15 protein-coding genes are annotated in these 13,787 nt (G+C 43.5%); 2 read left to right on the forward strand and 13 right to left on the reverse strand.

What is annotated here, in order from left to right:
- Nucleotides 1-285: 285 nt before the first annotated feature.
- Nucleotides 286-2,481, forward strand: coding sequence for an anaerobic ribonucleoside-triphosphate reductase (gene nrdD, locus IGI71_RS10265; protein ID WP_034869343.1), 2,196 nt, complete (start codon nucleotides 286-288; stop codon nucleotides 2,479-2,481).
- Nucleotides 2,482-2,564: 83 nt separating this feature from the next.
- The gene (gene nrdG / locus IGI71_RS10270) at nucleotides 2,565-3,161 is read left to right on the forward strand and encodes an anaerobic ribonucleoside-triphosphate reductase activating protein (RefSeq protein ID WP_005229836.1); all 597 of its coding nucleotides are present in this window, start codon (nucleotides 2,565-2,567) and stop codon (nucleotides 3,159-3,161) included.
- Between the two features lie 137 nt (nucleotides 3,162-3,298).
- Here nrdG and IGI71_RS10275 read toward each other — a convergent pair whose 3' ends face one another.
- The 13 genes from IGI71_RS10275 to dnaX form a co-directional block, all read right to left on the reverse strand.
- A complete protein-coding gene (locus tag IGI71_RS10275; RefSeq protein WP_016610941.1) occupies nucleotides 3,299-3,955 on the reverse strand; it encodes a DNA alkylation repair protein in 657 nt (218 codons plus the stop codon).
- Nucleotides 3,956-3,974: 19 nt separating this feature from the next.
- Entirely contained in the window at nucleotides 3,975-5,099 is a 1,125-nt protein-coding gene (gene dinB / locus IGI71_RS10280) for a DNA polymerase IV (protein ID WP_005229832.1), read from the reverse strand.
- 150 nt (nucleotides 5,100-5,249) lie between these two features.
- Nucleotides 5,250-5,591, reverse strand: coding sequence for a P-II family nitrogen regulator (locus IGI71_RS10285; protein WP_421757909.1), 342 nt, complete (start codon nucleotides 5,589-5,591; stop codon nucleotides 5,250-5,252).
- A 16-nt stretch (nucleotides 5,592-5,607) separates the two neighbouring features.
- Nucleotides 5,608-6,825, reverse strand: a complete 1,218-nt coding sequence (locus tag IGI71_RS10290; protein WP_016610939.1) for an ammonium transporter — start codon at nucleotides 6,823-6,825, stop codon at nucleotides 5,608-5,610.
- Nucleotides 6,826-6,996: 171 nt separating this feature from the next.
- A complete protein-coding gene (rsmI, locus tag IGI71_RS10295; protein WP_016610938.1) occupies nucleotides 6,997-7,857 on the reverse strand; it encodes a 16S rRNA (cytidine(1402)-2'-O)-methyltransferase in 861 nt (286 codons plus the stop codon).
- Nucleotides 7,858-7,927: 70 nt separating this feature from the next.
- Nucleotides 7,928-8,275 carry a DNA replication initiation control protein YabA gene (locus tag IGI71_RS10300; protein ID WP_430616353.1) on the reverse strand — a complete coding sequence of 116 codons (348 nt, stop codon included), beginning with the start codon at nucleotides 8,273-8,275 and terminating at the stop codon, nucleotides 7,928-7,930.
- A 19-nt stretch (nucleotides 8,276-8,294) separates the two neighbouring features.
- Nucleotides 8,295-9,095, reverse strand: coding sequence for a PSP1 domain-containing protein (locus tag IGI71_RS10305; protein WP_005229821.1), 801 nt, complete (start codon nucleotides 9,093-9,095; stop codon nucleotides 8,295-8,297).
- Between the two features lie 29 nt (nucleotides 9,096-9,124).
- The gene (holB, locus tag IGI71_RS10310; RefSeq protein ID WP_015509950.1) at nucleotides 9,125-10,057 is read right to left on the reverse strand and encodes a DNA polymerase III subunit delta'; all 933 of its coding nucleotides are present in this window, start codon (nucleotides 10,055-10,057) and stop codon (nucleotides 9,125-9,127) included.
- A 14-nt stretch (nucleotides 10,058-10,071) separates the two neighbouring features.
- The gene (locus tag IGI71_RS10315; RefSeq protein WP_005229817.1) at nucleotides 10,072-10,401 is read right to left on the reverse strand and encodes a cyclic-di-AMP receptor; all 330 of its coding nucleotides are present in this window, start codon (nucleotides 10,399-10,401) and stop codon (nucleotides 10,072-10,074) included.
- 32 nt (nucleotides 10,402-10,433) lie between these two features.
- Complete coding sequence (gene tmk, locus IGI71_RS10320) at nucleotides 10,434-11,081, reverse strand: dTMP kinase (protein ID WP_005229815.1); 648 nt, start codon at nucleotides 11,079-11,081, stop codon at nucleotides 10,434-10,436.
- A gap of 20 nt (nucleotides 11,082-11,101) precedes the next feature.
- Entirely contained in the window at nucleotides 11,102-11,698 is a 597-nt protein-coding gene (gene recR, locus IGI71_RS10325; RefSeq protein WP_005229813.1) for a recombination mediator RecR, read from the reverse strand.
- Nucleotides 11,699-11,712: 14 nt separating this feature from the next.
- Nucleotides 11,713-12,027, reverse strand: a complete 315-nt coding sequence (locus tag IGI71_RS10330) for a YbaB/EbfC family nucleoid-associated protein (protein ID WP_005229811.1) — start codon at nucleotides 12,025-12,027, stop codon at nucleotides 11,713-11,715.
- 20 nt (nucleotides 12,028-12,047) lie between these two features.
- The gene (gene dnaX / locus IGI71_RS10335; protein WP_060792260.1) at nucleotides 12,048-13,769 is read right to left on the reverse strand and encodes a DNA polymerase III subunit gamma/tau; all 1,722 of its coding nucleotides are present in this window, start codon (nucleotides 13,767-13,769) and stop codon (nucleotides 12,048-12,050) included.
- Nucleotides 13,770-13,787: the final 18 nt, after the last annotated feature.

Genomic DNA, 13,787 nt, shown 5'->3' on the forward strand with positions numbered 1-13,787 from the left:
AGAACCCTCCTTTAATAAAATTCTCTCCCTATGGTAGCATACTTTTTCATTGAATACTTCTGCTTCAAAACAGAGAAAAAATAAATTTAAAAAAGTTTTTTATTCATTATGTGAAACATGGAACAACCAAATCCTTAATCTTATCAGTTTTCCCAGAAAACACCCCAATGAATATACACCATATATTGTGTATATCCAATTTACCACCCCTTATCCACCACTATATATAGTTGCTCATTTCTACAATTTGTTTTATTATATTGAGGAAGATAAGGAGTGGTAGAAATGATGAACATTAAGAGAAATCCTGAGCAAGGGTTGGAAAGACAGTCCGCTTTGCGTCAGTTAAAAATCGTTAAACGTGATGGACGGCTTGTCGATTTTGATGATCAAAAAATTTACGATGCGTTAGTGAAAGCCCTAAGAAAAATCAACGGCGAGCTTTCTCCCATCGACCACGAAAAAATCACCGAGATCGTTGACAGTGTCGATCACGAGATCGCGGAACGTTTTCGTACGAATGTAAAAATCTATGAGATCCAAAATATCGTCGAGCATATCTTATTAGCAAAAAACGAGTATGCCTTGGCTGAAGAATATATCAACTATCGGACCCATCGTGATTTCGAGCGCAGCAAAGCCACAGACATCAACTTTACGATCAACAAATTGATGAATAAAGATCAATCGGTCGTCAATGAAAATGCCAATAAAGATAGCAATGTGTTCAATACACAACGTGATTTGACCGCTGGGATCGTAGGAAAATCGATCGGTTTGAAAATGCTCCCTCCTCACGTGGCAAATGCTCACCAAAAAGGCGACATTCATTACCATGACTTGGATTATCATCCTTACACCCCAATGACCAACTGCTGCTTGATCGATTTTAAAGGCATGCTGAATAATGGGTTTAAAATTGGGAACGCCGAAGTGGAATCGCCAAAATCGATCCAAACGGCCACCGCTCAAATCTCACAAATCATTGCAAACGTAGCATCGAGTCAATATGGCGGCTGTTCTGCTGATCGAACAGATGAATTATTGGCTCCTTTTGCTGAGTTGAATTATCAAAAGCATCTAAAAGATGCCGAAGAATGGATCGAGTCGCCTGAACGTCGGGAAGCTTATGCGAAGAGCAAAACGCGCAAAGATATCTACGATGCAATGCAAAGTCTAGAATACGAAATCAATACGTTATTCACCTCAAACGGACAAACGCCGTTTACTTCCCTTGGGTTTGGTTTAGGAACCAACTGGTTCGAACGGGAGATCCAACGAGCGATTCTCCAAATTCGCATCAACGGGTTAGGAAGTGAAAAGCGTACCGCTATTTTTCCAAAATTGATCTTTAGTATTCGCCGTGGCGTCAACTTGGCCCCTACCGATCCGAACTATGATATTAAAGAACTGGCTTTAGAGTGTGCCACCAAACGGATGTATCCTGATATTTTGAATTATGATAAATTGGTTGAATTGACCGGCAGCTTTAAAGTGCCGATGGGCTGTCGTTCTTTCTTGCAAGGCTGGAAAAACGAACGTGGCGAAGAAGTCAATGTTGGTCGGATGAATCTAGGCGTCGTAACATTGAATATTCCTCGGATCGCCTTAGAAGCAAATGGTGATCAAGAAAAATTCTGGACGCTGCTGGAAGATCGTCTGCAAATCGTCAAGGATGCTCTTGTCTATCGGGTGGAGCGCTGTAAAGAAGCCAGCCCTGCGAATGCGCCGATCCTTTATATGTATGGGGCTTTCGGTGAACGTTTGGATCGCAAAGACAATGTGAATGAACTATTCAAAAACAAACGTGCTACTGTTTCTCTTGGATATATCGGTTTGTATGAAGCTGCTTCGGCTTTTTATGGTGGAACATGGGAACAAGATCCAGAAGCAAAAGCCTTTACCCTAGCGATCGTGAAAGAATTGAAAGCTCATGCAGATGCTTGGGGCGATGAATACGGCTATCATTTCAGCGTGTATTCGACGCCTAGTGAAAGCCTGACTGATCGTTTCTGCCGCTTGGATACCGAAAAATTCGGTGAAGTTGAAAACATTACCGACAAAGAATACTACACCAACAGCTTCCACTATGATGTGCGGAAAAATCCGACACCATTTGAAAAACTTGATTTTGAAAAAGAATATCCAAAATACTGTTCTGGCGGGTTTATTCATTACTGTGAATACCCAGTCTTGCAGCAAAATCCAAAAGCGTTAGAAGCGGTTTGGGATTACGCTTATGATCGGGTCGCCTATCTTGGAACAAATACCCCTATCGATCACTGTTATGAGTGTGGGTATGAAGGAGATTTCAATCCAACTGAACGGGGCTTCGAATGCCCGCAATGCGGCAATCATGACCCAAAAAGTTGTGACGTCGTCAAAAGAACCTGTGGGTATCTTGGAAATCCTCAAGCTCGTCCAATGGTCAATGGACGGCACAAAGAAATTTCTGCCCGGGTCAAACATTTGCAAGAATAAACGAAAAAGGAGTGCTAGAATTCTTCTACACTCCTTTTCTTGAAGACCAATCCCTGTAATTCATGATAGAAAGAAGTTTTCTTATGAGAAATCCGAAACCTAAAGAATGGCAAGCCAAAGAATATAGCCAAAATTATATTGCTGATTACAAAGCCTTCAACTTTGTTGATGGTGAAGGCATTCGAAATAGTTTATACGTGAGCGGCTGTCTCTTTGCTTGTGAAGGCTGTTTCAACAAAGCGGTCCAAAACTTTCGCTATGGTACACCTTTTACGCAAGAACTAGAGGATCGAATCATCGAAGATCTGCGGCATGATTATGTCCAAGGGCTGACCCTCCTGGGCGGCGAACCTTTCTTGAACACAACAGTCTGTCTGAAAGTCGTTGATCGGGTTCGTGCTGAATTTGGGCACAGCAAAGATATTTGGAGCTGGTCAGGCTACACCTATGAAGAATTGCTTTTGGAAACACCCGATAAATTGGAACTTTTATCAAAAATCGATATTTTAGTCGACGGTCGTTTTGAACTGAGCAAACGAAATTTAAACTTGCAGTTTCGCGGCAGCAGCAATCAACGAATCATTGATCTTGCTGCATCTCGGGAACAAGGAAAAGCGGTTATCTGGGCAAAGTGCAAAGATGCTGAAGCAAGCTACGAACAAATCAAAAAACAAATTTAAAAACTAAAAACACCGTGCATCTTGAGGTGACCCCAAAAGTTAGACCAAAAAATCGAACTTTTGACGGTCACCTCCTCTTCCTTCAAAGATGATGCACGGTGTTTTTTTATGTTATCTCAACTCAGTGACCAAGCTTTTTACAGGTACTTACTTGCTTCACGAATCGTCAAAGGCGCCAGACTTGTTTGATAGCGAAGAAGAAAGTCTTGGACCCACTGAGGATTCGTCTTGGCATAATCTCGTAAGCTCCAACCAATGGCTTTGTTGATAAAGAATTCAGAACTCCCCAAATTATTGACGAGGACCTCTTCAAGCAGTGGTTGATCCATCTGTTCTTTTTGCAGCAGTTGATGGAGTATTGCCACTCGCCGCAGCCAAAGATTTTCCTCAAGACTCCAGCGAAGCATTTCAGCTTTTAACGCTGGCAGTCGGCGAACTAGTTTTCTGACAACCTCACTTAGGGCGTCCACGCTATCCCACCAAGCTTTTGTTATGACTAGCTGTTCAATTTTTGCCAGATCGATGGCCGCTAGAAACGGCTCCATCACCACTAAATAATCAATCGCAAGGTATTGGTGTTCCCGATAGCTGCTTTGCCAACAATGATCGATAAAGTCCCAATCAACCGTTTTCGTTTGTTTTGCAGCTTTGAAGGTCGCTTTCTCCTGCTGGCGGCGCAACGGCGTAGGAATGCCTAAAAAATCAAACTGATGCCGCATGTAGGCGGCCATTTTTTCACTTCGCTCCTGATTAGCTAATCCTGTCATCGTGTCATATACTTGATAGAGTGTCATTTTGCTCCTCCTCTTCAGCCTACTGCTCGTCAGATAGTTGCCATAAGGGCAGTACGATATTTTCATAGGTCAGTGGATCAAGATTTGTGACGGTGATCCCCAAAAGACGGATGCCTTTTTCCAGACCTAAAATTTCTTCCCAAATCAGACTTGCTTCGGAAAATAGCTGTTCTTTTTTATGAACATAGGTTGGCAAGGTCACTCGCTTGGTGATCGTAGAGTAATCACTGTAACGAACTTTCAACACGACCGTCTTGCCATGTTTTTGTGTGCGCTTCAGGGATCTTTCGACTTCTTCTGCGATAGCCCGTAACTGGCTCAATACTTGTTCTTCACTGGTTAATGGATTGCCGTATGTATGCTCTTTTCCAACTGATTTCCGTTCTCTGGTCACACTAACTGGGGAATCATGGATCCCTCTAACTTTCCGATACAAGGAATACCCCATTTTGCCAAATTCACGAATCAGCGCCATCTCACTCCAGCCATACAGATCAGCTCCTGTAAAAATACCTAACTCATGCATCCGCGGAACAGTTTTCTTCCCGATCCCGTGAAATTTATCAATGGGTAATTGTTGCAAAAAGGCCACTGCCTCATCTGGCATCACCACCGTCAATCCTCGTGGTTTATGATAATCCGAAGACAGTTTTGCCAAGAATTTGTTGTAACTGACTCCTGCCGAACAGGTCAGATGAGTCTCTTGCCAGATGTCTCGTTGAATCAAACGAGCGATCTTAATTGCTGAAGGACAATTGATCTTGTTGACTGTGACATCTAGATACGCTTCATCAATAGAAACTGGTTCGATGATGTCGGTGTACCGATGAAAAATTTCTCTGACTTGCTGGGACACTTCACGATACTTTTGATGATTTCCCGGTTTAAAAATCGCTTGAGGACAAAGCTCATAGGCTTTTTGCGCACTCATTGCCGAGTGGATGCCATATTGTCGTGCCAGATAATTGGCGGTCGTGACCACTCCTCGTCCGCCAGTATCACTTGGGTGACGGGCAATGACGAGGGGATGCTTGGCAAGCTCTGGATCATCCCGTTCTTCCACCGAAGCAAAAAAAGCATCCATATCAATATGAATAATTTTGCGGCTCGTATCATTTTTTAAGGGAAATTGTAGTTCCGACATCGTTGTTCACCTCACTTCTTATTATAAACGAACAGAGGTTCCCTATCAAGCAAGGAATCGAGGGAAGCACGCAAAAAGGACCAATCTTCATTGGTCCTTCCTTCTACATTCACTGCTTTTGCGGCCCTCTTCATGGTCCAAGAAGTTCTACTATAAGGCAGCTTCCCCTCGTTCATTGGTGCGAATCCGAATCGCTTCTTCCAACGGGTAGACGAATATTTTGCCGTCACCGACTTCATCTGTCCGACAGATCGATACAATCAGATCAATCACCGCATCGACTTTTTCATCTGCTAAAACAAAACGGACATTTACTTTTGGTAAAAGAGTTGTGATCACTTCTTGGCCACGAATAAACTCTTTGAGGCCTTTTTGATTGCCACAGCCCAGCACTTGACTGACTGTCATGCCGCTGATCAAATCAGACTGATCCAAAGCGGCCTTTAGTTCTTCTAATTTTTCTTGGCGAATAATCGCTTCAACTTTTTTCATGACTGCTCCTCCACTCTTAAGAGTCTAACCCCATAAAGGTAGGATAGGCCGTTTCGTCATGTTCGATCCGATCCATCCCCACTGCTTCTTCTTGTTGCGATACGCGAATCGGCATTACCCATTTGATCAAAGTGATAATGACAAAGGATAAGATACCTGCAAATAGAATCGTAAATACGATACTTTCGGCTTGTGCGAGAAAAAGATCAACGCCGCCATAGAGCAATCCTGACCGTCCACCCACTGTTGGATCCGCAAAGATCCCCGTCATCAAACCACCGAAGATCCCGCCTACCCCGTGGCAGCCAAAGGCATCCAGCGCATCATCTAATCCTAGACGATGTTTGATGACAGAAATAAAGAAGTAGCAAAACGGACTGACTAAAGCGCCAATGATAAAGGAAGACCAAAGCGAGACAAATCCCGCACCTGGTGTGATGGCAACTAAGCCCACGACGGCTCCAGTACACGCACCAACGATCGTCGGTTTGCCCAACACGATTTTTTCGATCAGCATCCAAGAAAGCATCGCACTGGCTGCAGCCGTATTCGTGGTCATTAGGGCGTGGATCGCTAGACCATCAGCTGCTAACGCAGAGCCAGCATTAAAGCCAAACCAGCCAAACCATAAAAGGCCAGCACCTAGTACAACAAAGGGAATATTATGAGGACGATATTCGGTTTGATGAAATTCTCGCCGCTTACCGACAACGATCGCTAAGACTAACCCACTGATACCCGAACTGATATGAACGACATTGCCTCCTGCAAAATCGATCGAGCCGATCGCATCTAAAAAACCGCCGCCCCATACCATATGTGCCATTGGAAAATACACGAGAACTAGCCAGAAGCCGATAAATAGGAAAATAGCTGAGAAACGCATTCTGCCCACGACAGATCCAGTAATGATCGCCGTTGTAATCAAGGCAAACATCATTTGAAAGGCCGCAAATAACCCTTCAGGAATCCCTTCTCCTTCTGTCATCGAGACATGATTGAAAAAGACTTTATCTAAATTCCCAATAAATGAGCCTGTGCCGCTAAAAGATAAGGTATACCCTAAAGCGACCCATAGCACAGACGCCAAGCCCATCGTACAAATCACCATCATCATGGTATTGAGGATGTTTTTGCGACGTTCCAATCCTCCGTAAAAAAATGCCAATGCTGGAGTCATAAGAAAAACCATGCCGCTACAAATTAAAATAAATGCAATATTCCCTGTGTTCATTTTTGACGCCTCCTTTTCTTTATGTTAGTTATCCTAACATCATATTTTCAAATAATCTAGATTTTTCTGAGAAAACCGTGAATTTTCTGAAAATAGCTAACTATTGATGTCAGATAACTTAACACAAATCCGAAAAAAGACAAAAAAATACCGAGAGAATTCTCGGTATGATTACGTTTCTAATTGATGGTAGGCTTGATAAACAAGCTGTTTCTTCACTTGATTGCGTTTAGCCACTTCTTTGATGGCTTCTTTCGAAGACAAGTCTGCCTCTTCCATCAAGGCTGCCACCTGTTCAGCATAGCTTCCTTCATAAACGACTTCAGGGATTTCAGAAGCGCCTTCCACTAATAGACAGCATTCCCCTTTGATTGGTTGTTGGTCGAGGTATTCAATCAATTCTGAAAAGGTCCCTCGCAAATATTCTTCGTGGATTTTTGTCAATTCACGGCAGATAACTGCTTGACGTTCTCCCAATACCTCTTTCATCGTTTCGATCGTCGATGCGATTCGATACGGTGACTCATAAAAAATCATCGTAGCTTTTTGGCTTGCCAATTCACTTAACGCTTGCTTTTGTTCTTTTTTCTTACGAGGTAAAAAGCCATAAAAAAGATTCGGCTGCGGTGATAAGCCAGAAGCGATCAGCGCGGTCAAACCAGCCGTAGGTCCTGGGAGCGCAATCACTGCGATTCCTTCGACCAAGCACGCCTTGACTAATTCATGACCTGGATCACTAATGGAGGGCATACCAGCATCACTGCATTGGGCAATAGTCTTGCCCATTTGCAGCTGTTCTATCAGCTGTGGCACCCGTTCTTTATAATTGTGTTCATGTAAGCTTTTTTGCGGTGTCGCAATCTCAAAATGATTCAACAATTTCTGGGTATTTCGAGTATCTTCACTTGCGATCAAGTCCGCTTCTTTTAAAATTTTGACACATCGGAACGTCATATCTTCCAAGTTACCGATCGGTGTTGGAACAAGATACAGTTTTCCAGTGTCTTGTTTATAACTTTGCTGCTTTTGCATGTACTGCTCCTTTCGAAAAAAAGACCAGCAGAAACTGATCTTTTTTCTAACGAACCGCTTCGTCTGTCAGCTATTTGCCGCTTTCACGATAGATCACTTCTAGACAAAACGCACAAGGTTCGTCATGATCTCTGCGAGAACCGTATAAGTCATAACAAACATGAAATCCTTCTTCGTAAATCTTTTCTAAATTCATCCGTGATTTAGAAAGCTCTTGTTTGACCGATTCAGCGGGTGCATCTGCCACTTGGTTCAACTCACGAATGTGTTCACGTAAGCGTTGATTTTCCAATTCTAATGTCGTATTTTTTTCGACGATTTCTTGCAAAGACTGCTTCATTTCCGCTAGATTATTCAAGGAATTTTGCAACTCCACTTCTAACTGATTCAATCCGTCATATATTGATCGTTTGTCCATGCTCATTATGGTCACCTACTTATTTTGTCACTAGTTCTTCATAATCATACTCGATTGGTGTTTGCCGATCATGCAAACGGACTTTGATCACTCGGCTCAACAGATCCAGCCCGACCACACGTCCTTTGCCATCTGGCGTTTCAACTTCCTTGCCGCGATCCGGCAATTCTTTTTTTGCACGCTCATACTCTTCACTTTCGTACTTAAGACAACACATCAAACGACCACATAACCCTGAAATTTTTGCAGGATTCAAGGAGAGTCCTTGATCCTTAGCCATCTTGATGGACACTGGGATAAAATCGCCTAAAAACGTCGCACAGCATAGTTTGCGACCGCAGGGTCCAACTCCGCCTAGCGCCTTTGCTTCATCCCTGACACCAATTTGGCGCAGTTCGATCCGTGTATGAAATTCACTTGCCAAGTCTTTGACCAACTCACGAAAATCAACGCGGCTTTCTGCCGTGAACGAAAAAATCAGTTTTGTGCGCTCAAAGGTATATGCCACCCGAATCAGCTTCATTGGCAGCTGGTGTGCTCGGATTTTTTCTTTCCCGATTTTCAACGCTTCATCTGCTGCTTTTTGATTGGCGGCAGCTTGCTCCAAATCTTTTTTCGTCGCTCGACGCAGGATCGGTTTGACTGCTTGAGGCAAATCGCTCTCATTCATTTTTCTGCTTTTTGTAACCACCGTGGCAAGACATTTGGCATCTTGTGATTCCACGATGACTTGTTCATTTATGGTATAGGTCTGTTTTTTTGGTGTGTAAAAATAAATCTGGCCCACGTCATGATAACGCACTCCGACAACTTCGATCATCTCTGGTCTCCTTTTCCGGCTGCTGCGTTTTATCCATAGATGATTTTCACGGAAAATTGTTCTGCCACTCCTTGGAAAGACACATTGGCTTGCAATTTTTTTTGTGCTTGCAATGCGGCTTCAATGGCACGATTGATCTCTTTTCCCCATAAACCTTGTGCCAACAATCGATCTCGTTCCTCTTGAAAGTAAAATAACAAGAGCAAAAAGATTTCTGATTGCTGATTTTTTTCTTTTGCTAGACCCAATAATTTTTTCTGAACAAAAATAAATGCTTGCGGGTCTTTCTTCAAAAGGTAATTCACCCAACGCTTAACAGCATCCTTAGTTTCATTAAACCATTCATTCTGCGAGATTTCAACTGCTTTATGATAACTATTAGTCAAGTGGCTCAGAAGTCGACTCGTCTCTTTGGAAAGTCCTTCTTCTTGGAGCTTCTCCTGTAGTTTTTCTTTTGACAGCTGCGAAAAATGAATGATCTGACAGCGAGACTGAATCGTCGGCAAAATACGTCCTAAACTCTCAGTTTCTAAAATCGCCAAAAAGTTTCCCACCGGTTCTTCCAAAAACTTTAATAGGCTGTTGGCAGCGCTGTTGTTCATTTTGTCAGCTTGAGACAAAATAAAGATTTTCAGACGACTTTCAAAGCCGCTTTTTGAGAACTCCTCTTGCAGCTGCCGAATCTGGTCGACTTTGATCATCTGCCCATCCGGCTCGATTTGGATGACGTCAGGATGCTCTCCTTGGGCGATCCGCAGACAATTGCTGCAAGTGCCGCACGGGGCTTCTTCTTGCACATTGGTACAAAAAAGGCGTTTTGCGAGCCACAGACTTAATTCGTGCTTGCCAGTCCCCTTGTCCCCTTCAAAAAGATAAGCATGAGCAATGCGCCCATGCTTGATACTTTTTTTTAGTTGGGCAAAAACAAGAGGCTGATATTCTTGTAGAAATAACTCCTCCATGAAAAGCTCCTTTTTTAATATTGATGGAATCCGTCAACCGGTAGCACGAACACAGTTGCTCCGCCGACTTCGACTTCGACTGGATAAGGAACTTGACCGTCTAAGGAAATGTCTAAAGACATCGGTGTCGAGACATATTGTTTTCTTGATTGACAGGTTTTTTTGATCAATTCTAATGCATCTTGTACCCGATCGTCTTCAATACCAATGATAAACGTACTGTTGCCAGCCTTTAAAAACCCACCCGTTGAGGACAATTTTGTAGCACGGATATTGGCATCAATAAACTCATTTGCCAAACGATTACTGTCTTTGTCTTGTACGATTGCCATAATTAATTTCATGGGACCATCTCCTTTGTGTTATCCAACCTACTCTAGATTGACTTGAAGTAAGCAGGATACGATTCAACGATTGCTGAATAGCTGGATTCAACAACTTCTTGTAACCCCATTCTAGCATCAATCTTATGAATGCGTACAGGATTTTCTTCCGCCAGCTTAAGATACGCATGACGAACCCGTTGATGAAACTCCAATCCTTCCGAATCTAAGCGGTCATATTGATGTGCGCGGTTTTCTTGGATGCGACGCAAGCCAGTATCAGAGTCAACATCTAGATACAAGGTAAAATCAGGCGTCGTTCCTTCCGTCGCAAACTCGTTGATCCGTGCGATCTCAGGAATCCCGATGCGGCGTCCAGCTCCTTGATAGGCAAGCGAACTGTCAACAAAGCGGTCACAGATCACGATGTGTCCAGCATTTAATGCCGGCAGGACAACCTCAATCAAGTGTTGGCGGCGGGCCGCTGCATAAAGTAAGGCTTCCGTCCGCTCATCCATTTCTTCATTTCGCGGATCTAAAATAATTTTACGAATCTTTTCAGCGATTTTAACTCCGCCAGGTTCTCTTGTTTTCACGATTTTTCTTGTTGCTTCAAGCTGTAACCGAGGATACAACTCTTCGATCACACTGGTTTTTCCAGCACCATCCGGTCCTTCGATGGTTATAAACAATCCATTCACCCTAATTGCCTCCAATATCTTTATAATTCTCGGCGACCTTCTACTGCTTTTAGCAAGGTCACTTCATCCGCGTATTCAATATCGCTGCCCACAGATAAGCCATGAGCCAAACGCGTGACTTTAATACCAGCAGGCTTGATCAAACGTGACATATACATCGCCGTTGCTTCACCTTCCGTGGTCGCATTGGTCGCAATAATCACTTCTTTGACCTGATCATCATGCAGCCGCTGTATCAGCGATGCAATGTTGATATCTTCTGGACCTGTCCCTTCCATCGGGGATAACACGCCATGCAGCACATGATAAAGTCCATGATACTCCCGGACTTTTTCTAGTGCCATGACATCTTTAGGCTCTTCAACCACTAAAATCGTTTCTTTGTCTCTTGTTGGATCACTACAGATCTCACAAGGATCTTCTTCAGTTATATTTCCGCAAATACTGCAAAAGTGCAAATCTCGTTTGACACTAAGCAACGATTTGGCAAACTCATTGACGACTTCTTCTTTCATATCGATCGTATAAAATGCCAAACGTGTCGCGGTTTTTTGTCCGATTCCCGGCAGTTTCATGTAACTGTCGATCAATCGGGCGATCGGTTCAGGATATTGCACCGTCATTTCTCCTTTTATAGACCCGGAATGTTTCTTGTGTATTTGCCCATCGTTTGTTCCGATTCTTTTTCAATTTTCTTCAATCCGTCATTGACAGCTAAAATGATCATATCTTGCAGCATTTCCACATCGTCAGCATCAACGATCGCTTCATTGATAGTAATGTCTTGTAACGTCTTATCGCCAGTAAAGGTCGCTTTGACATAGCCATTTGTCGATTCGCCGATAAATTGTTTGCTGTTCAGCGCTTCTTGTTCTTTCATCATTTCTTTTTGCATTTTTTGCATTTGTTTCATCATGCCTTGCATATTTCCCATGCCTCGCATCATTATCAATCACTCCATTTTCATTAATTTTCTTCAATGCTGGTTAATTCACCAAATAACTCTTGCGCTTTTGTTACTAAGTCGTCATTTTCAGGTTCGACAGGAGCGGCTTCGGTCTCTTCTTGGTCTACTTCAATTTCCGAATCTGCCGTTGCTTGACCGCCGGCCAAAAACTCTTGCCGTAGTGCTGGCCAACTTTCTTTTGTGATAAAGACAGCCTGTGGGGCGTAGTCTTTGATCATGCGAGACAATTGATTATGGATCATCAATTGAAACTCTTGGTCGTTACTTGCTCGCTGGCATAAGATCTCATAGTCAAAAGCGATCACGACGCCCGATTCGCTGGCAGCTTTTGCTTCACTGGAATGCAGCATCGCTCTTTGCGTCACGGAAAGAGACATCAAAAGATCGTCCCAAACATTGCGAACGTTTGCCAAGTCTTTCTTCGTTGCACTTTTCAGTACTTGGAACACGCGTTCCTTTGGTAAACGGAACGTAGTACTCGCCTTGGCTTTCTTCACTGGCGCAGTGGTTTCCGCAACGGCACCTGCCGGTCGATTCTCCTGCAGTCGTTGCACCTCTGCCTGAAGTTTTTGCAATGCTTGCCGTAACTGCGCCACTTCTTGACTATTATCAGCTGAATTGCTAGCAACAGCAGCACTTTCTGGATCATTGGCTAATTTGACCACAGCCACTTCCAGATAGATCGTAGGATTGTTCGTAAATCGTACTTCATTTTGCGTATCGTTTAAGACCGTGATCCAGTGATAGATTTTTGCTGGCGGGGTATTTTTTGCCAGTGTTTGAAACGCTTCAGTCAATTGCAGCGACTTTTCAGATAGCAGCTGCGGCGCTTGTTGATACATCAGCAAGTCTCGACAATAAACCAACAAGTTTTCCAATAAACGTCGGGCTTCTTTACCAGAGGCTAATAACTCCCGCAAGGTCGCTAACGCATCGGCAACTTCTTTTTCCCCGCAAGCTTGCATCAGACGGTCCATCATTTCATAGGACAAGCTGCCCGTCACTTCAAGAGCATCTTGGGTCGTTACGGTTCCATCACTAAAAGCGATCGCCTGGTCGGTGATACTCAAGGCATCCCGCATACCGCCTTCTGCGGCTCGCGCAATGATCTGTAAAGCTTCTGCTTCGTAATTGATCTCACTAGTAGTAAGGACCGTTTCTAAATGACCCACGATATCTTGCGTATTGATCCGTTTGAAATCAAAACGTTGGGTTCGAGAAATGATCGTTGCTGGAATCTTATGGGGCTCTGTTGTTGCCAAAATAAAGACAACATTTTTCCGTGGTTCTTCCAATGTTTTTAGTAAAGCGTTGAATGCGCCTGTTGACAGCATGTGCACTTCATCAATGATATAAACTTTGTATTCAGCTTGGGTCGGTGCATAGTTCGCACGATCACGAATAAAGCGAATTTCTTCTACACCGTTGTTGCTTGCCGCATCGATTTCGATCACGTCTTCTTGCGTCCCTGCTGTGATTGAGCGACACATATCGCACTCATTGCAAGGCTCACCGTTGACCTGGTTCGGACAATTGATGGCTTTGGCAAAAATTTTCGCTGCACTTGTTTTCCCGGTTCCTCGAGGACCCGTAAATAAATAGGCATGCGAGATCTGGTTTTGATCGATTGCATTTTTTAAGGTTTGGGTAATTGCTTTTTGTCCGACAACATCATCAAAACGCTGAGAACGCCAAACACGATATAATGCTTGATAAGCCATAGTTTTCCACACTCATTT

Source organism: Enterococcus sp. DIV1279b, assembly GCF_050531515.1.
GTDB classification, from domain to species: Bacteria; Bacillota; Bacilli; order Lactobacillales; family Enterococcaceae; genus Enterococcus_D; species Enterococcus_D casseliflavus.

Bases quoted from the DNA above. Each gene is read 5' to 3' on its own strand.
- nrdD (WP_034869343.1), top strand. From the start codon at position 286: ATGATGAACATTAAGAGAAATCCTGAGCAAGGGTTGGAAAGACAGTCC.
- nrdG (WP_005229836.1), top strand. From the start codon at position 2,565: ATGAGAAATCCGAAACCTAAAGAATGGCAAGCCAAAGAATATAGCCAA.
- IGI71_RS10275 (WP_016610941.1), bottom strand. From the start codon at position 3,955: ATGACACTCTATCAAGTATATGACACGATGACAGGATTAGCTAATCAG.
- dinB (WP_005229832.1), bottom strand. From the start codon at position 5,099: ATGTCGGAACTACAATTTCCCTTAAAAAATGATACGAGCCGCAAAATT.
- IGI71_RS10285 (WP_421757909.1), bottom strand. From the start codon at position 5,591: ATGAAAAAAGTTGAAGCGATTATTCGCCAAGAAAAATTAGAAGAACTA.
- IGI71_RS10290 (WP_016610939.1), bottom strand. From the start codon at position 6,825: ATGAACACAGGGAATATTGCATTTATTTTAATTTGTAGCGGCATGGTT.
- rsmI (WP_016610938.1), bottom strand. From the start codon at position 7,857: ATGCAAAAGCAGCAAAGTTATAAACAAGACACTGGAAAACTGTATCTT.
- IGI71_RS10300 (WP_430616353.1), bottom strand. From the start codon at position 8,275: ATGGACAAACGATCAATATATGACGGATTGAATCAGTTAGAAGTGGAG.
- IGI71_RS10305 (WP_005229821.1), bottom strand. From the start codon at position 9,095: ATGATCGAAGTTGTCGGAGTGCGTTATCATGACGTGGGCCAGATTTAT.
- holB (WP_015509950.1), bottom strand. From the start codon at position 10,057: ATGGAGGAGTTATTTCTACAAGAATATCAGCCTCTTGTTTTTGCCCAA.
- IGI71_RS10315 (WP_005229817.1), bottom strand. From the start codon at position 10,401: ATGAAATTAATTATGGCAATCGTACAAGACAAAGACAGTAATCGTTTG.
- IGI71_RS10330 (WP_005229811.1), bottom strand. From the start codon at position 12,027: ATGATGCGAGGCATGGGAAATATGCAAGGCATGATGAAACAAATGCAA.
- dnaX (WP_060792260.1), bottom strand. From the start codon at position 13,769: ATGGCTTATCAAGCATTATATCGTGTTTGGCGTTCTCAGCGTTTTGAT.